Below are 19,690 nucleotides of genomic sequence, written 5' to 3'. Positions count from 1 at the left end.
TCCTATAATCTTCAAATTAGATTCTTTTCATAATCCAAGTTTTTAAATTATAACGGATAAAATAGCTTAACTTTACAAAATTTATTTATTTTCAAGATTTTTTCCTTCTTTAATATTTATAAATTTATCCGTCTCATTTAAAAGACTATTGAAACAACCTTAGTATACCCTATTAGCAAAAATATGTCAAGTTTTTTCGTAAAAAAATACAATTCTCATTATTTTTTTTAATTTAGAATTAATTTATAAGTTTCATATTTACTTAGAAAATATTTTTGGAAACTGGAATAAATCATTTTAAATTTTAAAAAGTATTAAATATAAAAAAAAATATTACATTATTTTTTTAAATAAAATTAATTTGTATAAATTTATTAAAAATATTGTTATCATTCCATTTTTATACTAGTTTTATTAAATTTTCAATAAAAAAAGACCATCTCGTTTGATAGCCTTCTTTTATTTTAATTTTTATTTAACAACTTGCCATTTGTTATTCTTATCTTTTTTAAAATTAATTGTCGATGTAGCAAGATTTATTTTCTTTGTCTTTTTCAAATATTCATATTGAAGCTTTATGTACTTGTCAATATCAACTTCCACTTCTCCCTTTGCTTTATCGACTTTTGTTACGTATTTGCTAGTATTATCTCCTAGATACTTATTTAAAGCAGCTTCATCATATCCTTTTATAAGAAACACAACTTCACCTTTGTCACCTTTTTCATCTACTTTATAAACTGACACTTCAAACTGTTCCAGAAGCATTGTATTTGTATCTTCCCATTGCTTTTTCAATGTGGGATTATTTACCTTTGAAATATACACGTCAACATCAGGGTTTATCGATTTTAGCATCTCTCTTGAGCCGTAATTTGAGATTTCCTGTAACGCCTTTGCATAATCTGATGCTGCAGTTTTCAATGAATCATATGTTTTCACTTGCTCTGTTTCCTTTTTAGCTGGTGCCGCATTAGCAACTCCAGACACCGCAACCATATTTCCTAAGACCAACAGACTTATTAACATTCTTTTTAATTTTAACATTTTTTCTTTATCCTCCTATTTTTATTAAACACTTTTATACTTTCTGATTTTACGTAGAAAAATTCTTTTATTGCTTTTTCTTCAAAAAGATTATAATTTTTTTGTAATTCTATTATGGCTGATTTTAAGATTTCTCCTTTTCTAACTCTTTGAGAAATTCCATAAAATGCTCTTTCCAAAAAATTGATATTTTGATAACTTGACATTACTTTTCCAGATTTGAGCCATTGGAAAGTTCTTTTGAAGTTGTCGGGGAAAAATTTTTCATTAATTTTTATATTATACAATATTTTGTTTTCAATATTATTAAGATTATCATTGAATAAACTATCAAAATTTTTAGATAAAAAGTGATCAATATACATATCCGACACAATTCCCTTAAAAATTCCAAATTTTTCCGTCAGCAATTCATTCAAAAAATTTTCATTCCTGTCAGAAATCTTATCAATTATTCTATGTAGAACAACCCCTTCTTTTAATTCATCTGGAAGTTCAATTGTTTCCACTAATCCCTTATAAAAATCTCCAGCAAAATTTGCATATAATGTTTTTTTATTTTCTTTTTCATCAATTTCAAGTGAAATCAATGAATGTGCTAAAAAATTCATAACTCTTCTTTCTATTCTTCTTCCAATTTATCAGCAAATTTAAATCCTTGCTCTTCTAATTCTTTTTTCGATTCATTGTAGAAATTTTCATAAATTCTTACAATCATTTCCTTGTATGAAGGAAGTTGCGGCGTTCCATTTTCTTTGCGCCATTTGTTTATATCCTTTTCGTGAAATTCTACACCTTCCTTAACCTTTTCCGCATCATATTTATCTTCAAATGCAAACGTGTCTAGTGGAACTCTTGGTTTTACTCTTGTTAGCGGTCTTTCTGCAGGCACTCCAATCGTGCTTCCAATTAATGGAAAAACATATTTTGGTAATCCCAGCATTTTTATAATTTCTTTTGAATTTTTTCTAATCGCCCCAATTACAGTAGTTCCATAACCAAGTGCAATAGCGGCTGTTTGCAGTGCATTTACCACAATTCCCGCATCTATAGCTCCAACTAGTATTCCATCAGCAGATAGCGGTCCGATGTTTCTTTTTCCAACAGATTCCGCAGCATACACTCCACGATAAAAATCCATTACTACAAATACAAAAACGCTTGCTTCTGCAATATGCTTCTGTCCACCACATAATTCAGCAATTTTTTCCAGTTTTTGCTTATCTCTAATTACAATTAATGAAGTTTGCTGTCCATTAACTGAATTTGCAGCTCTTTGCGCTGTATAAAGTATAGCCTGTAAATCTTTCTCTTTTATATTTTCTCCAGTAAATTCTCTTACAGAACGTCTATCTTGCAATTGTTTTATTGTTTCATTCATTTTAAACTCTCCTATTTTCCAGTTTATTCAACTAAATGTTATCACATTATATTTTTATTGTCAAACTGTCATCTTTTTTCAAAAAATATTGACACACATAATATTTTATAGTAATATACTTGTATAATCAAAATATTTGTATACAATAAATAAATTATAAGATTACAGACATAAGGAGAAAAATATGCTAAAAAAATTAATGATCTTAAGTTTAATTGCCGCTTCACTAATGGCATTTGGAGAAGAGAAAAATGATACATTTGATATAATGTTGGAAGAAACTGTAGTAACAGGCATCAAAAATGATGATATACAAAAAAGTGGACAAATCAAAAACACAACTGTCGTAACTTATCAGGATATTCACGATAAAGGGTACAATACTGTAGAAGAAGTACTAAAACATACGCCAGGCATAAATTTTGTAAATAATGGATTTGGATACATTGCAGATGTAAGAGGTCAAGGGGAGCAGGGAGCTACAAAAAATGTAAAAATTCTTGTGGATGGCACTCCTTTGAACATACTGGACACTTCACATGCAATTTTGCCGCTAAACTCTATCGCAGTAGAAGATATTGAAAAAATAGAAATTGTCAATGGTGGAGGAACTGTACTTTACGGTGGAGGGACTACTGGTGGAGTAATTAACATAATTACGAAGAAAACTCAAGATGAGTTTATGAAAAGTAAAATCTACTATCAGAACAGTTCATTTGATACGAACAAATACGGTATTGGAACAAGCGTTAAATTTGCTGATAAATTTTTATTGAATTTAGGGTATGAAGGTATTGACGGGAAAGGTTACAGATATAGAGATAAAAAAAATGGGAAAAACTTAAGAGGTGGATTTACATATGATATCACAGATAATCAAACTTTGAGCTTTAAGGCGACAAGATATGATGAAGATACGAAGGAATCCGATGGAATTAAAAAAGTCCAAATGGATAGAGATAGACGACAAGACGGGGATACTTTGACTGATTCCAATTTAAAAAGGACTGAATTTAGCTTAAATTACGAAATTAAGCCAACTGACAATCTTGCCTTCTCACTTTTGGGATACAATCAAAAAACTGTTAGAAAATACGAACAAAGCATTCCAGCAGAAAAAGCAAATCTTTCAGGAATGCGACCTGGTAATTCTCGACCTAATCCTGGTGGCAGTTCTAGACCTGGAGGGAATATGCCAAATTTTTCAGCAGGACAAGTAAATCACATAACAAAAGGAGGATTTAAAGATACAAAAAATGGAATTGATTTAAAGGGAAAATATAATTATGGCTCTGGCGATATTATTTTCGGATATGAATATATAAAAAATAAATCTTCCAGAAATGCTTATGGCGGACTATATATGTGGAGTCAAAAACTATTCTCAACTTCCAATGTTGATATTGATATGGAAAAAGACACACATTCAGTCTTTATCCAGAATAAACATTCGTTCACAGATAAACTGGATGGAATCTTAGGCTATAGATACGAACATGCTGATTATGATATTTACAGAACAGACGGGACAAATTCTGTCAATAATAAATCCAAAAAGAACAACAATGCCTATGAAGCAGGATTGAACTTTAAATATTCGGATACTGGAAATGTTTATGCAAAATATGAAAGAGGTTACAGATCTCCATCTCCAGCTGAAATGGTAGACAAAACTCCTACTACAGGATATATTCTAAACAATTTAAAATCTGAAAAATACGATACTTATGAAATTGGTGTAAAAGATATACTTGGTCCATCATTTGTAAGTATTACAGGTTTTTATACAAAAAAAGATGATGAAATTCTTAGAAATATGATAGGTCACGGTATTCACTGGACACACAGAAATTTACCCAAAACCGAAAGAAAAGGTATCGAACTGTTTGCCGAACAATATTTAGAACCATTTAGAATAAATGAGTCAGTTTCTTACATAGATGCAAAAATAACGAAAGGAACTGATAAAGGTAAAAAAATACCGTATGTATCAAGAATTAAAGCAACTTTGGGAGCTAACTATGAAGTTGTAAAAGGACTGAATATAACAGCAGACTTAAATTACTTCTCTGATTCAGTAGATGAAAAATACGAAAAAATTAAGGCTTATTCTACAACAGATTTAGGAATGAACTATACTCACAAAACAGGTCTAGGACTTCAGGCGGGAATTAAAAACGTATTTAATAAAAAGTACTATAGATACAAAAACGGAGACAGCTATATTCCAGAAGCTGAAAGAACTTATTATGTCGGTGTAAGTTATAACTTTTAAAAAATAAATTTTAACAAAAGATAGCAATAAGTCTCCGGCTTCTACAAGCGGGAGATGAATTGCTTTTTTTTTGTAAAAAAAAATTGAAAAAAGGATATATTTATGATATAATTTATTCAGTGAAATAATATAGAAGTAGGTAATAATAATGTCATATAATAGTAATTATCATTCAGTATTTGATATAAATTATCATATGATTTTTTGTATAAAATATCGAAGAGTAGTCATTAATGATGAAATTTCTAATAGATTAAAAGAGATTTTTGAAAAAATATGTCCGAAGTATAACATTGTTCTTAAAGAATGGGAACATGATGTTGATCATATTCATATGTTGATTAATGCTATGCCTAATACTGAACTTTCTAAGTTTGTAAATACTTACAAAAGTGCTTCCAGCAGGTTGATAAAAAAAGAATTTCCTGAAATAAGGAGAAGATTGTGGAAAGAATATTTTTGGAGTAGAAGTTACTTAGTTGTAAGTGTTGGAGGTGCACCGTTAGAGATAATTAAAAAATATATTCAAAATCAAAAGGAGGTGTAATTTCATGAAATATAATTTAGCATTCAAATACAGAATTTATCCAAATAAGGAGCAAGAATTATTGATAAACAAGACTTTTGGATGTGTTCGTTTTGTTTACAATACGATTTTGTATACTGCGAATAAATTTTATGAAGAAACTGGAAAAAATAAAATAATTACACCTGCCAGTTTGAAAAGTGAAAACCAATTTTTGAAAGAAGTAGACAGTCTGGCACTTTCAAATGCTCAATTGAATGTAAAACGATCGTTTACGAATTTCTTTCAGAAGAGAGCGAAGTTTCCGAGGTTCAAATCTAAAAAGACTAGTGTTAAAAGTTATACGACAAATTGTGTAAATAATTCGATACGAATTGAGGAAAACAAATATTTGGTTTTGCCAAAATTGAAAAGAATAAAATTAAAATATCATAGAGAAATACCAAAGGATTACAGAATAAAGTTGGTAACATTGACAAATAGCAATGGAAATTACTATGTTTCTGTTTTGACAGAATTTGAAAAAGAAATTCAAAAAAATCCAAGTAATAATAAAGTGATTGGACTTGATTTTTCAATGTCTGAATTATTTGTCAGTTCTGAAAACCAAAGGGCTGATTATCCAAGATATTTTAGGATGTTGGAGAAAAAAATGAAAAAATTACAAAAATCATTGTCAAGAAAAGTGAAATTTTCTAAAAATTGGTATAGACAAAAATCGAAAATATCAAAATTGCATGAATATATCAAAAATTGTCGAAGGGATTTTTTGCATAAATTATCGAAAAAATTGTTTGAAGCATATAATGCTGTGGTTGTTGAGGATCTGAATATGAAAGGGATGAGCCAGGCATTAAATTTGGGAAAAAGTGTAGGAGATAATGGATGGGGAATATTTTTGAGGATGCTTGAGTATAAGTTGATGTTTTTAGGGAAACAATTTTTGAAGATAGATAAGTGGTTTCCATCGTCGAAAACTTGCAGTAAATGCGGAAACGTTAAAGAGGAACTGAAATTATCAGAAAGAAGTTATAAATGTGAGTGCTGTGGAAATGAAATTGACAGAGATTACAATGTGGCATTGAATATAAAAAACATTGGAAAAGAAATGATGGAATATTAGGAAATAAAAAGACAGGGTAGGAACTGCCCGAAGAGCTTGGTAAATATATTTGGCTAACAAAAGAAGATACTTCCCAAGAAGCTTCCGCTTCTAAAAGCGGGAGTAGTTCACTGTCTAGTTTGACATCAAAGTATTTCAAGTGTATAATTTCAAAAAAATAAAAAAGAAAGATGGAAGAAAAATGAAAAATTATTTAAAGGGGATAAATCAACGGATTGGGAACATTTTTGTGAATATTCGGACTTTGGAGGAATTGGAAAGGAAAACTGGATATACTGTGGATGAAGAGGGGAATATTCTGGAATATAATAAAAATTTGAAAAAAGTGGAAAACTTTATAAAAAATGGAGAATTTACTAAAGCAAAAAAAATTCTGAAAAAAATGAGAAAACTTCATCGAATGGGATATTATGAACTTGGAAAATATTATTATTTTTGCGAAGGAAATTTGAGCAAGGCTGAAAGTAATTTATACATTGCATTTGAAAACGGAATTATAAAAGCTGGATATTATCTAGGCTTGCTGGAAGAAAAAAGCGGAAATATGAATCTGGCTCGAAACTGGTACGTCACAAGCTTTAACTTTTCCGAACAGTCTATTATGAAACTATTTTACATTGCAATTATGGAACAAAACTTCTGGGCAATCGACGGATATTTCTACTACATTTTACAATACGGCGAAAATGCCAAAAATCTCTATGAATTTGCAAAATATTATTTCTGGGGAAAAAATTTTGAAAAAATTAAGGAAATTCAGGATAAGTTGACAAATGGAAGTCATATTTTATATTTGACAAAAGAAATTTTACACAATATTAATTGTATGCTTGGAGATGAAAAAGACAAAGAATATATAAAATGTGCAGAAAATGCTAAAACTCTTGAATTACAAAAAGATTTTAATGCTGAATTTCTTTATAAAAAATCGGCTGAATACAATGAATATGGAAATGTGGGACTCGCTAAATTTTATGGAAAATTTGCAAAATCTGATAAATATGAAAAACTGGAAAAAATTTTTAAAAATAATTTTTTGAAACAAATACGGTCAGAAGCGGCTTATCAGCTAGGAAAATACAACGAATACGAGAACAATCTTTATGATGCAATAAATTGGTACGAAATATCTGCAAAAAATGGAAATTATAAATCTTTTTATAAACTTTCAAAACTGCAAAACAAAAAATTTACAGAAACAGAAACAACTTTACAAAATGATTATTTTAAATATTTAAAAAATTCCGCAGATTTAGGTTATGCACAAGCAATGATTGAAATGGTACTTGATCCAAACTTAAATAGTCTCGAAAGCTTTGAAATGGCAGAAAAAATTTTAGGACAAAATAACGTTTTTGAATTGACACAGGCAATATCAAATGAGGCGAAAATAATTTATTTTGGGAATGAAATTAAGGAAGTTCTGGAAATAAATTATGAAGAGGAAAAGACAATACAATAAAGGTGTTGGTTAAAAATGAGAAAAAAAGAAAAAACCGTTTTAAATGAATTAATCAAATAAAGCGGTTTTTTGTTTATTTTTTAAATTAATCTTTTTTTATAGATGGTTTCAAGAACCCGAGTACAATAGCTGCAATTATACTTCCAATTAGAATTGCAATTAAATACATTAGGAATCCACTATGTCCAGCTGCATTTTTACTTAATCCCATTACTAAAATTCCACCATGAGGTGCAGGTATTTTAATTTGGAATAATCCTACCAAAGCTCCAGTTATTGCTGATCCAATAACACTTGCTGGAATAACTCTTGCTGGATCTGCGGCCGCATAAGGAATTGCTCCTTCAGTTATAAATGATAATCCCATAATATAGTTAGTCAATCCTGCTTCTTTTTCTTGCTCAGTAAATTTATTTTTAAAGATTTGTGAAGCTAGTGCGATTGCAATTGGAGGAACCATTCCACCAGCCATAACTGCTGCCATTGGGAAAGTTCCGCCACTAGTCATAGTAGCCGCTGTCAATGTTCCTGTTCCAAATACATAGGCAACTTTGTTTATTGGGCCTCCCATATCTACAGCCATCATCCCTGCTAGTAAAGCACCTAATAAGACTGCACTTGCACCTTGCATTGAAGCTAGCCCATTATTCATCCATACATTTAATGCAGTTGCTAATGGGTTGACTACTAGCCACATAATTGTACCTGTTATTAATACTGAAAATACTGGATAGAATAAAATCATTTTTAGTCCATTCAACGCTCTTGGAAGTCCTGCAAAAGCCCACACTAGGAATTTAACCACATATCCTGCTAAAAATCCACCAATTAATGCTCCAATAAATCCTGAAACAGGACCATCTTTAATTATAGGAGTTGTTGCTAAGAATCCTGCAACTAATCCTGCAGATAAAGCCGCTCTTTCACTAATGCTATAAGCTATATATCCACCTAATATTGGTAAGAAAAGTCCAAATGCCGCTTTTCCAACTGTCATTAATAATTTTGCCAATTCGTGTGTTGAACCAAAATCTTTTCCTGCATTTGCATGCCCAGTTAGTGTATCAACCAAGAATGCCAACGCAATTAAGATACCTCCACTTATTACTAACGGAAGCATGTATGAAACTCCACTTAACAGGTGTTTATAAAGTCCTTTTTTCTCAGATGAAGCTGATTCTGAAGAAGCTGTAGAAGATCCGCTTGCGTGGAAAATAGGAGCTTTTCCATCTAAAACTTGTTGAATTAATGCTTTTGCATTATTAATTCCTTCTTTTGCCTCTACTTGAATTAATGGTTTTCCATCAAATCTATCAACTTCGATATTTCTGTTAATTGCTAAAATTACACCTGTAGCTTTTTTAATATCTTCATCAGTTAAGACATTTTTTCTACCATCAGCACCGTTTGTTTCAACTTTTATGTTTATTCCCATTTCATCAGCTGCTTTTTTAAGTGCTTCTGCCGCCATATAAGTGTGGGCAATTCCTGTCGGGCAGGCTGTTGCTGCGATTATGTAAGGAGCATTTTCGTCTGATAAAGTTTGTACAGGTACTGCTTCTTTCTTTTCTTCTTCTGCAAATTTTTCTGCTTCAGCCTTGTTAATAATTTCCAATACTTCGTCAGCAGTTTTTGCGTTTTCTAGTGCCTCTTTAAAATCATCATCCAGTAATAATTGTGATAATCTTGCAAGTGTTTCAATATGAGTGTTGTTTGCACCGTCTGGAGCTGCAATCATAAAGAACAGTGTCGCAGGTTCACCGTCCAATGAATCATAGTCAATCCCTTCAGGTTTTCTACCCATAGCAAGTGCAGGTTTTTTTACAAATTCTGTTTTCGCATGCGGAATTGCAATTCCTTCTCCAATTCCAGTCGAACTTTGCTCTTCCCTTGCCATTAATGCTTTAACATAACCATCATAATCGTTTAAAACACCTGTTTTTTCATGTAATCTAGCAAGTTCCTTAATAATATCTACTTTATTTGTAGATTTCACATCCAGATTTATTCTGTCCTTAATCAGTAAATCTGATATTTTCATCTTTACACCATCCTTATTTATTTTATTTTTTTAAATTTATTTTTTACCATAGTAAAACTACTTTAAAACTCGATTCAAAAATCATAACTATTTTATTCAAATTAAAATTTAATTTTCGTTAATACAAGTCTATTTTTAGAAAGTTTCCTTTGAAATCTCAATTTCATCATACAATTTGTTTACCAAATCTTTTTCTGCAAGTCCATAAGAATAAGCTGTCGCACTTCCTGAAGCAACTGCAAGCCTAAATGAATCTTCTGGAGAAAGACCTTTTACAAATCCAGCGATAAATCCTGCAACCATTGAATCTCCCGCTCCGATTGAATTAATCAGCTGTCCTTTTGGAACTGATGCTTCCAGCACAAAGTCTTTATTTACAAGCAATGCACCTTCACCACCTCTAGAAAGAATAACATTTTTAACGCCCTTATCCAAAAAGAATTTACATTTTTCTACAATTTCAGCTTTTGTTTCCAATTTTTCATTAAACATTTCTCTTAGTTCATGAATATTTGGCTTAACAAAAAGATTGTTGTGAATATTATCCTGCAATAAATTTCCTCTTGTATCAAGCACAATTTCTACATTAGCTTTTACATTTTCAGATAGCTCTTTGTAAATTTTGCTGCTGATTGAAGCTGGGACACTTCCTGAAAGTACAAGTATGTCTCCATCTTTTAAATCAGAAATTTTGTTAATTAATTCCTGTAATTTCTCAGCTGTAATTTCTGGTGAAACCCCTGTAAGTTCAGTTTCCTTGTCGTTACCATTAATTTTTACATTAATTCTAGTATTTCCTTCAAGTTCCACAAATTCAGATTTGATATTATCCTTTTTTAGATCCCTGATAATAAAATCTCCAACAAATCCTGCAACAAATCCAATTGCTGTAGATTCTACATCCAAATTTTTCAGTACCTTTGAAACATTAATTCCTTTTCCACCCGCTCTGTAATTTACTTCATGAGCAAGATTCAAATGTTCAGCCTGCAAATCGTCCTTAAGATACATGTCATAATCCAACGCTGGATTTAATGTCAATGTGTAAATCATCTTTTTCCTCCTCAAATCTAACTATATTTCTAAATATTATTTTCCACTATATATTTATAACATTAGAAAGTTTAAAAGTCAAACATTATTAACAACATTTTCAATCTTTTAATATTTAAAAAAAGCTGGATATTTATCCAGCATTTCTCAATTACATTAAATTTATTTTTTATTGTTTATCTGTTTTAGAAAGCTCTGAAAATGCACTTACCATTCCAGCCAAATTTTGTAATTCGCTTGGAATAATAATTTTTGTTGCTTGTCCATCTGCAACTTTTTCAAAAGTTTCCATTCCTTTTAGTGATAATACCGCTTTTGTCGGTGCTGCTTCGTTTAATAACCTTAATGCTTCTGCTTGTGCCTTTTGAACTGATAAAATAGCTTCTGCTCGTCCTTCGGCTTCTTTTATCTGTTCTTCTTTTTTAGCTTCAGCTCTTAAAATTGCAGCTTGTTTTTCACCTTCTGCAACAAGTATTGCGGCTTCTCTTTTTGCTTGTGCTTCCAAGATATTTGCTCTTTTTTCACGCTCTGCCTTCATTTCCTTTTCCATTGCAACACGAATGTCGGCTGGTGGCAAAATACTTTTTAATTCCACACGATTTACTTTTATTCCCCATGGATCTGTTGCATCGTCCAGTTCTTGACGCATTTTTGTATTAATAATATCCCTTGAAGTCAAAGTTTGGTCAACTGTCATATCTCCAATAATATTTCTCAAAGTTGTAGCCGTTAAGTTTTCAATCGCTGAAAGTGGACGTTCCACTCCATAAGTGTATAACTTTGGATCAGTTATTTGAAAATAAACGACTGTATCAATCTGCATTGTGGCATTGTCTTTTGTAATGACTGGCTGAGGCGGGAAATCCACAACTTGTTCCTTTAATGATACACTTCTTGCAACTCTGTCAAAAAATGGATTTAAAAAACTTAGTCCAGAGCTTAAGGATCTGTCATATTTTCCTAGTCTTTCAATAATAAGAACTCGTGATTCTGGCACAATTTTTACTGCTTTTAAAACATAAATTAATGTAGTTACAATAAGAACAACAACTAATGGTAAAAACAACATAATATTACCTCCTATATTTTCATTTTAAAATTAATATTTTCTTTCTAGAATTATTTTATTTCCTCTAAATTCCTTAATTTTTACAATTTCTCCAGCTGAAAAAATTTCTTCACTTATTCCTGTCCAGATGGAACCTTTAAATTTTACTTCATATTCCTTTTCAATTCTTCTAGCATCCACGATTTTTTCAACTTTTACATCCGCTCCTTTCATGCTTGAATTAAAGCCATTTTTTTTCTGCATGTCAATATATCTACGTAAAACTGGACGTGTAAAAATCAAAAAAATTAGTGAAAGCACTGCAAATACGAAAAATTCAATTGTCGAATCATTGGAAAAATTTGAAAAAAACATTACAATTAATGCCGAAAGAGCAAACCATATTGTTACAAGTCCAGGAATAATAATTTCCAAAACTGCAAAAGTCCCTGACAAAATTGCCCAAAATAATGCTCCCATTTTAATCGCCTCCTTTAAAAACCTACACCAATTCTAACTTCACCTTTTCCCTTACTTCCAGCATTCGCACTGCTGCAAGCAGTAATTGCAAATAAAATCATAAACAGAATAAACATCTTTTTCATAATTTTTTCTCCAATCTTTTAAAAATATACTCCAACTCCGCCATGCACTCCACCAGGTCCAACGCCTACATTGGCTGATACGCATGAACTCAAGGCAATAGCCAATAAAACCAATATTAAAAGTTTTTTCATATTTCCTCCATTTTAAATTTATTTTACTTAATATATTTTACAACATAATTTTAATTTTGCAACTTTATTTATAAAAATTTTTCAAAATTATTTAAATTCCAAAACAAGAGCATAAAAATAATGCTCCTGTCCAAAAATTATCTATATAAACTCATCGATTCTGTTAATTTAGCAATTTTATTTTCAAGCTCCTCTTTTATTCTTCTTTCTTTTTTCACAGCCTCAGGATTTGCCTTCTTAACAAAACTTTCATTGGACAATTTTTTTAAAGTTTTATCTAAATCTTTTTGAATTTTTGCAATACTTTTTTCCAATTTTTCAATTTCCTTATCCAAATCAATCAAATCAGCGAGCGGAACATAAATTTCAGTTGTTTCAACCAGTCTAAATCCTACCAGCTTTGGAATTTCCAGATTAAATTCATATTTTTCAATATTTGCCAGTTTATCCAATATTTTGGCATTATTTTGCAAAATATTTCTTGCATTTTCATCAGCTGTCTTGAAGATAACTTCAATTTTTTTAGATGGCGAAACATTTGTTTCTCCACGAATATTTCTAATTGCCGAAATAACTTCCTTCAGATAGTCAAATTCCTTTTCAGCCTCAATATTTATAAACTCTTTTTCCTCTTTTGGAAAGTCTGATAACATAATTGTTTCTTCGCCAGTCTGTAATTTTTGCCAAATTTCCTCGGTAATAAACGGCATAAATGGATGCAGCATTTTCAGCCCCTTATCAAGAACGTGTCTTAATACCCATTGTGCCACAACTTTATCACTACCTTCTTGTCCATAAACACGTGTTTTGGCAATTTCCACATACCAGTCACAGAAATCCCCTCTGAAAAATTCATAAGTCAATTTTGCAGCAGCATCTAATTCATATTTTTCCATATTTTCATTAATCAATTTTGAAGCAGTCTGTAATTTGGATAAAATCCATTTATCTTCAAGTTTTAACTCCGACTTATCCACAGTTGTTGAAACATCAAAATCTTCCAAATTTGACAATACAAATCTTGACGCATTCCACACTTTATTTGCAAAAGCTGAACCCATTTCAAGCAGTTTTTCTGAAAAATGAATATCCTGTCCTTGTGAAGTATTGTACAAGAAGCTGAATCTTATTGCGTCTGCACCGTATTTTGCTATCAAGTCAAGGGGATCAGGCGAATTTCCTAGAGATTTACTCATTTTTCTACCTTTTTCATCCCGTATAATTCCGTGTAGATAAACATAATTAAATGGAATTTCATCTTTTATGTAAAGGCTCATCATTACCATTCTTGCTACCCAGAAGAACAATATGTCTGCACCTGTAACAAGTGCATTTGTCGGAAAGAATTTTTTCAGATCTTCAGTTTCATTTGGCCAGCCCAATGTTGAAAATGGCCACAATGCTGATGAAAACCAAGTATCAAGCACATCTGTTTCTTCCGTCAAGTTCACATCTTTTCCAAATTTTTCACGTGCCTGAATTTTTGCCTCTTCCAGACTTTTTGCCACAAAAACTGTTCCATCTTCTGAATAATAAGCAGGTATTCTGTGTCCCCACCAGATTTGACGTGAAATTGTCCAGTCCCTTATATTTTCCAGCCAGTTATAGTAAACTTTTTCCCATCTTTTCGGCGTAATTTGAATTTTTCCATTTTTTACAACTTCCAATGCTCTTTTTGCAAGCGGCTCCATTTTTACAAACCATTGCGTAGAAACCCTTGGCTCAATAACCGAATTACATCTGTAGCAATGCCCCACAGCATTTTTATGATCTTTTACTCCAACTAGCAGCCCCTGCTCTTTCAAATCAGCAAGTATAGCCTTTCTAGCATCAAATCTTTTTAGCCCCTGATATTTCCCACCATTTTCATTTACGTGAGCATCTTCTGTAAAAATATTTAAAAATGCAAGTCCAGTTCTTTTTGCCACTTCAAAGTCATTAGGATCGTGTGACGGAGTCATTTTAACTACCCCAGTTCCAAATTCCATATCTACATACTCATCTGCCACAATTGGAATTTCTCTATTCATAAGCGGCAAAATTACAGTTTTTCCAATCAGATGTTTGTATCTTTCATCATTAGGATTTACTGCAACTCCTGTATCTCCAAGCATTGTTTCAGGACGAGTTGTAGCAATTACAAATTCTTCATCACTATCTTTAATCGGGTATCTAATTTCCCAGATTTTTCCATTTTTATCCTCATGATTCACCTCATCATCAGCAAGTGCAGTCTTATCATGCGGACACCAGTTTACAATGTATTCTCCACGATAAATAAGCCCATCATTATAAAGTTTGATAAACACTTCTTTTACAGCTTCCGAAAGCCCTTCATCCATAGTAAATCTCTCTCTTGTCCAGTCCAGCGAAACTCCCAGTTTTCTAAGCTGCTTTGTAATTAGCCCGCCATGTTTTTCCTTCCATTCCCAAGTTCTTCTCAAAAACTCATCATATCCAATTTCCTCTTTAGAAGTTCCTTCATCAGCCAGCATTCTCTCAACTTTGTTTTGTGTAGCAATTCCGGCATGATCCATTCCTGGAATCCAAAGCGTATCAAATCCACTCATTCTCTTGTATCTAATAATTGTATCCTGTATTGAATTATTAAGCATATGCCCCATATGCAAAATCCCTGTAACATTTGGTGGCGGAATAGCAATTGAATATCCTGGCTTTTCTGCATTGTGCTGTGCATTAAAATACCCTTTTTCTTCCCATATTTTATACCATTTATCTTCTATCTCGTTTGGTGAATAAACTTTATTCAGTTCATTTGGCATTATTTTTCCTCCTGTTTTAATTTTTATATATTTTTTATTTAAATTTCTTCATTTTACAAATCATATTTTAGCATAAAGATAATTTTTTTTCTACTTTATATAAAAAAATTAACAAAAAAAGCTCACTAAAATGATCAAACATCATTCAAATGAACTTTTTAATAATAAATTTTTAAAATTAAATTATTTAAAACGCTGTAATTGTTGCAAGTAATCCAAAAATTACTCCTGGCAGGTTTGCTGCTGAAAGAGGATAATCTTTTTTTTCCTTTAAAAGTCCATAACTTGTCCATATTGTACAGTTAATCGTTGCTGCTAAAGGCTGTAGAAAAAATGTTTTATTCCCATGCAAGTTTCCCATTATTTGCGGAACATAAGACACATACATTATTACAGAAAGCAATGTTCCAATCCATCCTAAAATTTTCAAGTTTTTTTCGCTCATTTTGTCCTCCAATCTTTCCCATTTTAGTAGATCAATTACGGTAACAGTATATCACAAAACATTCAAAAAATCAAAAATAATATTTGACAAAGTAAAAAAAATATGGTAGACTAATCAAAGTCAAGTGGCGACATGGTCGAGTGGCTTAGGCAGAGGTCTGCAAAACCTTGTACACCGGTTCGAATCCGGTTGTCGCCTCCATTAATTGATTAGTGATAAATAATGTCAAAAAGATATAACTACGAAATGTGGTTATTTTTTTTTATTTTTTCAAAATTGAATTTTTACTGTATAATATAAAATTTTCAAACATTTTATCAGCTCGGTATTAAAAGAATTCAAACATATTTTCAAATTAAAATAAATATGATAAAATGAAAAGAAATAAAAATATTATTAGAAAAGAGGAAATTTTTAATGAATACAAATAATTCAAAAATAATTTATGAAAAAGCAAAAAAAGCTATTCCAGGAGGTGTAAACAGCCCAGTCAGAGCATTTCAGTCTGTAGATAAAGAATATCCAATTTTCATAAAAAGTGGAAATGGGAGCAAACTTTATGATGAAGATGGTAATGAATATGTGGATATGATTGGTTCCTGGGGACCTATGATTTTGGGACATAATTATCCGCAAGTTTTGGAAATTGTGAAAAAGGAGCTGGAAAATGGGACTTCCTTTGGATTGCCGACGAAAAAAGAAGTGGAGCTGGCTGAACTTGTAAAAAGCTGTTTTCCTTCGATTGAAAAATTAAGACTTACTACTTCGGGAACGGAGGCGGCTATGGCTAGCGTACGACTGGCTCGTGCATTTACTGGAAAAAATAAAATTGTAAAATTTGAAGGGTGTTATCATGGACATTCTGATTCGCTTCTTGTAAAGGCTGGCTCGGGACTTTTGACGTTTGTACATCAGGATAGTAATGGAATTACAGAAGGAGTTGTAAAAGATACGATAACACTGCCTTTTGGAGATTTTGAAAAATTAAAGGAAACTTTGGAAAGTGAGAAGGATATTGCCTGTGTGATTATTGAGCCAATTCCAGCAAATATGGGGCTTATTGAAACGAAAAAGGAATATTTAGAAAAAATACGTGAAATTACAAAAAAAGAAAAAGTTGTATTGATTTTTGATGAAGTGATTTCAGGATTTAGAATTTCTTTAGGTGGAGCTCAAGAAGTATTTGGAATTACGCCTGATTTGACAGTTTTAGGAAAAATAATTGGTGGCGGTTATCCAGTTGGCGGTTTTGGCGGAAAAAAAGAAATTATGGACTTAATCTCTCCTGTCGGAAATGTTTATCACGCTGGAACTCTTTCTGGAAATCCAATTTCAGTTGCAGCTGGAATAGAAACAATTTCTATTTTGAAAAAAAATACTGAAATTTATGAAAATATCAATACAAAAACAGAAAATTTAATAAATCAGATTAATGAATTAATAAAAAAATACAGCATTCCAGCAAGCGTAAATCATTTTGGAAGCTTGTTCACAATATTTTTCTCAAAGGAAAAAGTCGACACTCTGGAAAAAGCAATTTCCTCAAACGATGAATTTTATAGCATTTATTTTGACACAATGCTTGAAAATGGAATAATTGTACCGCCTTCAAAATACGAAGCACATTTTATTTCTTATGTTCATAATAATGAAGATATGGAAAAATTTTTGACAGGCACAGAAAAAACTTTTGAAAAAATTTCTGAAAAAATAAAAAATGAGGAAAAATAAAATGAAGGAAAAATCAGAAAAAATTTTATTTGATACAATAAAAAAAATTAAACCTCTGGATAAAATTAGAATGAAAAAAAAGGAAAACGAACTTAATTCATTGCTCAAAACTCCAAAAGGACTCGGAAAACTGGAAGAGCTAGCAATCAAACTTGAAGGAATGAGTGAAAATTATAAACCAAAAAAAAAGATGGTACTTGTAATGGCAGCTGACAACGGAGTAGAACATGAAAAAATAAGCAAATCAAAACGTGTTATCACACAATATGTAGTTGAGGCAATGTTAAACGGAAAATCTTCGATTAATGCTTTGGCAGCAGTTTACAATGCAGATGTAAAAGTAGTTGACTTGGGAATTGACAAACGTTCAGATACAAAAAAAGAAATTAATCTTACAGGAACTATTGAAAAAAAACTTATGGAATTTGGAACTGAAAATATTGCTAAAGAAGCCGCAATGAGTTATGAAACAACTGTAAAAGCTATAAATACAGGAATTGAACTAGTTAATAAGTTTGTGAAAGAGGGGTATAATTTGTTTGCAACTGGAGAAATGGGGATTGGAAATACCACGACAAGTAGTGCTATTTTAAAGGTTCTGACAAATTTGCCGCTAGATGATATTGTTGGTTATGGAAGCGGTATTGATGATAAAACTTTGGAACATAAAAAAAATGTTGTAAAAAAAGCGATTGATATTAATGAACTGACAAATTTTTTTAGTAAAAATGAAAAAAATAAAATGAACGAAGAAATCTATAAACAAAAAATAATAGATGTCCTGGCAAAAGTTGGAGGATTAGATATTGCGGGAATGACAGGAACGTTCTTAGGATGTGCAGAAAATCGGATTCCAGTCGTAATAGACGGCTTTATTTCGGCAGTTGCCGCTCTTGTTGCATATAAAATCTGTCCAATTTGCAAAGATTTTATGATTGCCTCACATTTGAGTGAAGAACCTGGAATGAAATATATTATGCGAGAACTGGATTTAAAACCAATGCTTTTTATGAATATGAAACTAGGGGAAGGAACTGGGGCAGTTATGATGTTTCCTGTGATTGAAGGGGCTTGCAACATTACAAAAGTTGTCAGAAAATATCCTGATGTAAACTAAGTCTCGCCTACCAATTCTAAGAATAGATATTAATTTTAGTAAAATTTTGTATAGTAACATCAGATTATTAACTTTTAATATTATTTTTTTAAATGAAAATTTGACAAAACATTAAAAATCTGCTATAAATTAAGTGCTTAACAAAATAAAAATTTATAACTTGAAAGTGAGGTAATTTTGATGAAAAAATTATTACTATTAGGTGCACTAGTAAGCTCAATTGCTATGGCAGATGTAATCGAAGTTAGAGTAGGTGGTGACCTAACAAACCGTGCAACATTTAAAGATACTGATAACCAAAATTGGAAAATTAATGATGATGCTTTAAAAAATGGATTTGAAATCACTGGAGAATACAGAACACCAATCGCAGAAAATCTTGAAATCGGTGGAGGAATTGCCTACAGATACAACAAATTAAGTAGCAAAAATTATCCAGGACTTACTATGAAAGGGATTAATTCAGTACCTATCTTCTTTACAACTAGATATAACTTTAAAAATGCTTCTGAAATTACACCTTATGTAAAAGGTAATTTAGGACTTGCAATTACTTCAGGAAAAGTAGAATCAAAAAATATACTTGCTGATGAAAGCTTAAAATTTGAATCAGGAATTTACTATGGAATAGGAACAGGACTTCAATACAAAAACTTTGTTGCTGACTTATCATACAATGTAAATACTATGAAAACAAAATATAGCTTTAATATGCCTGGATATAAAGAAGAAGGTAAATTTAATACTAACCATGGAACACTTACTTTAGGAGTAGGTTACTCATTTGGATTTTAATAATCTAAAATAATTGAACAATAATTTAAAAATAGAATAAAAAACTTTCTTTCAAAAATGAAGGAGAGTTTTTTTTTGTAATCTAGTAAAATATATTCACATTAAACTAGACTGTGTATGAAAATT

At 31.2% G+C, this 19,690-nt stretch carries 16 protein-coding genes and 1 tRNA gene; 8 read left to right on the top strand and 9 right to left on the bottom strand.

Annotated features, from left to right (window positions below; translation table 11 throughout):
- Positions 1-471 precede the first annotated feature (471 nt).
- The 3 genes from LEBU_RS02915 to LEBU_RS02905 are packed head-to-tail and all read right to left on the bottom strand — an operon-like array spanning position 472 to position 2,428.
- On the bottom strand, positions 472-1,047 hold the full coding sequence (locus tag LEBU_RS02915; RefSeq protein ID WP_012806665.1) for a hypothetical protein: 576 nt from the start codon (positions 1,045-1,047) through the stop codon (positions 472-474).
- Positions 1,041-1,658 (bottom strand): acyl carrier protein phosphodiesterase, encoded by a 618-nt coding sequence (locus LEBU_RS02910; RefSeq protein WP_012806664.1) that lies wholly within the window; start codon positions 1,656-1,658, stop codon positions 1,041-1,043. Before LEBU_RS02910 ends, LEBU_RS02915 begins: the two co-directional genes overlap by 7 nt.
- A gap of 11 nt (positions 1,659-1,669) precedes the next feature.
- Positions 1,670-2,428 (bottom strand): nitroreductase family protein, encoded by a 759-nt coding sequence (locus LEBU_RS02905; RefSeq protein ID WP_012806663.1) that lies wholly within the window; start codon positions 2,426-2,428, stop codon positions 1,670-1,672.
- A gap of 184 nt (positions 2,429-2,612) precedes the next feature.
- On the opposite strand from LEBU_RS02905, the gene LEBU_RS02900 reads away from it, so the two are divergent.
- The 4 genes from LEBU_RS02900 to LEBU_RS02885 all read left to right on the top strand — a co-directional run bounded on the left by LEBU_RS02900 (position 2,613) and on the right by LEBU_RS02885 (position 7,814).
- Entirely contained in the window at positions 2,613-4,703 is a 2,091-nt protein-coding gene (locus tag LEBU_RS02900) for a TonB-dependent receptor (RefSeq protein ID WP_012806662.1), read from the top strand.
- 148 nt (positions 4,704-4,851) lie between these two features.
- Positions 4,852-5,250 (top strand): IS200/IS605 family transposase, encoded by a 399-nt coding sequence (gene tnpA / locus LEBU_RS02895; protein ID WP_012806575.1) that lies wholly within the window; start codon positions 4,852-4,854, stop codon positions 5,248-5,250.
- Positions 5,251-5,254: 4 nt separating this feature from the next.
- Positions 5,255-6,352 (top strand): RNA-guided endonuclease TnpB family protein, encoded by a 1,098-nt coding sequence (locus LEBU_RS02890; RefSeq protein WP_012806661.1) that lies wholly within the window; start codon positions 5,255-5,257, stop codon positions 6,350-6,352.
- A gap of 181 nt (positions 6,353-6,533) precedes the next feature.
- Positions 6,534-7,814, top strand: coding sequence for a hypothetical protein (locus tag LEBU_RS02885; RefSeq protein ID WP_012806660.1), 1,281 nt, complete (start codon positions 6,534-6,536; stop codon positions 7,812-7,814).
- 85 nt (positions 7,815-7,899) lie between these two features.
- Here LEBU_RS02885 and LEBU_RS02880 read toward each other — a convergent pair whose 3' ends face one another.
- The 6 genes from LEBU_RS02880 to LEBU_RS02855 all read right to left on the bottom strand — a co-directional run bounded on the left by LEBU_RS02880 (position 7,900) and on the right by LEBU_RS02855 (position 15,921).
- Positions 7,900-9,855 (bottom strand): PTS fructose transporter subunit IIABC, encoded by a 1,956-nt coding sequence (locus LEBU_RS02880; protein WP_012806659.1) that lies wholly within the window; start codon positions 9,853-9,855, stop codon positions 7,900-7,902.
- Positions 9,856-9,990: 135 nt separating this feature from the next.
- Positions 9,991-10,908, bottom strand: coding sequence for a 1-phosphofructokinase (gene pfkB / locus LEBU_RS02875; RefSeq protein ID WP_012806658.1), 918 nt, complete (start codon positions 10,906-10,908; stop codon positions 9,991-9,993).
- A gap of 169 nt (positions 10,909-11,077) precedes the next feature.
- A complete protein-coding gene (locus tag LEBU_RS02870) occupies positions 11,078-11,977 on the bottom strand; it encodes an SPFH domain-containing protein (RefSeq protein ID WP_012806657.1) in 900 nt (299 codons plus the stop codon).
- 30 nt (positions 11,978-12,007) lie between these two features.
- Positions 12,008-12,436, bottom strand: a complete 429-nt coding sequence (locus tag LEBU_RS02865; RefSeq protein ID WP_012806656.1) for an NfeD family protein — start codon at positions 12,434-12,436, stop codon at positions 12,008-12,010.
- Positions 12,437-12,830: 394 nt separating this feature from the next.
- Positions 12,831-15,476, bottom strand: a complete 2,646-nt coding sequence (locus tag LEBU_RS02860) for a valine--tRNA ligase (RefSeq protein WP_012806653.1) — start codon at positions 15,474-15,476, stop codon at positions 12,831-12,833.
- Between the two features lie 187 nt (positions 15,477-15,663).
- Entirely contained in the window at positions 15,664-15,921 is a 258-nt protein-coding gene (locus LEBU_RS02855; RefSeq protein WP_012806652.1) for a SemiSWEET family transporter, read from the bottom strand.
- 126 nt (positions 15,922-16,047) lie between these two features.
- Between LEBU_RS02855 and LEBU_RS02850 the strand changes: the two genes are divergently transcribed.
- From LEBU_RS02850 to LEBU_RS02835, 4 genes are all read left to right on the top strand, one after another.
- A tRNA-Cys gene (locus LEBU_RS02850) sits at positions 16,048-16,122 on the top strand.
- A gap of 216 nt (positions 16,123-16,338) precedes the next feature.
- Positions 16,339-17,652 carry a glutamate-1-semialdehyde 2,1-aminomutase gene (gene hemL, locus LEBU_RS02845; RefSeq protein ID WP_012806651.1) on the top strand — a complete coding sequence of 438 codons (1,314 nt, stop codon included), beginning with the start codon at positions 16,339-16,341 and terminating at the stop codon, positions 17,650-17,652.
- A gap of 1 nt (position 17,653) precedes the next feature.
- Positions 17,654-18,769, top strand: a complete 1,116-nt coding sequence (gene cobT / locus LEBU_RS02840; RefSeq protein ID WP_012806650.1) for a nicotinate-nucleotide--dimethylbenzimidazole phosphoribosyltransferase — start codon at positions 17,654-17,656, stop codon at positions 18,767-18,769.
- A gap of 180 nt (positions 18,770-18,949) precedes the next feature.
- Positions 18,950-19,564, top strand: a complete 615-nt coding sequence (locus tag LEBU_RS02835) for a porin family protein (RefSeq protein WP_012806649.1) — start codon at positions 18,950-18,952, stop codon at positions 19,562-19,564.
- Positions 19,565-19,690 lie beyond the last annotated feature (126 nt).

It is taken from the genome of Leptotrichia buccalis C-1013-b (assembly GCF_000023905.1).
Lineage (GTDB): Bacteria > Fusobacteriota > Fusobacteriia > Fusobacteriales > Leptotrichiaceae > Leptotrichia > Leptotrichia buccalis.
The sequence above is the reverse complement of the archived record's forward strand: the minus strand, read 5'-3'. Positions and strand labels throughout refer to the sequence as shown.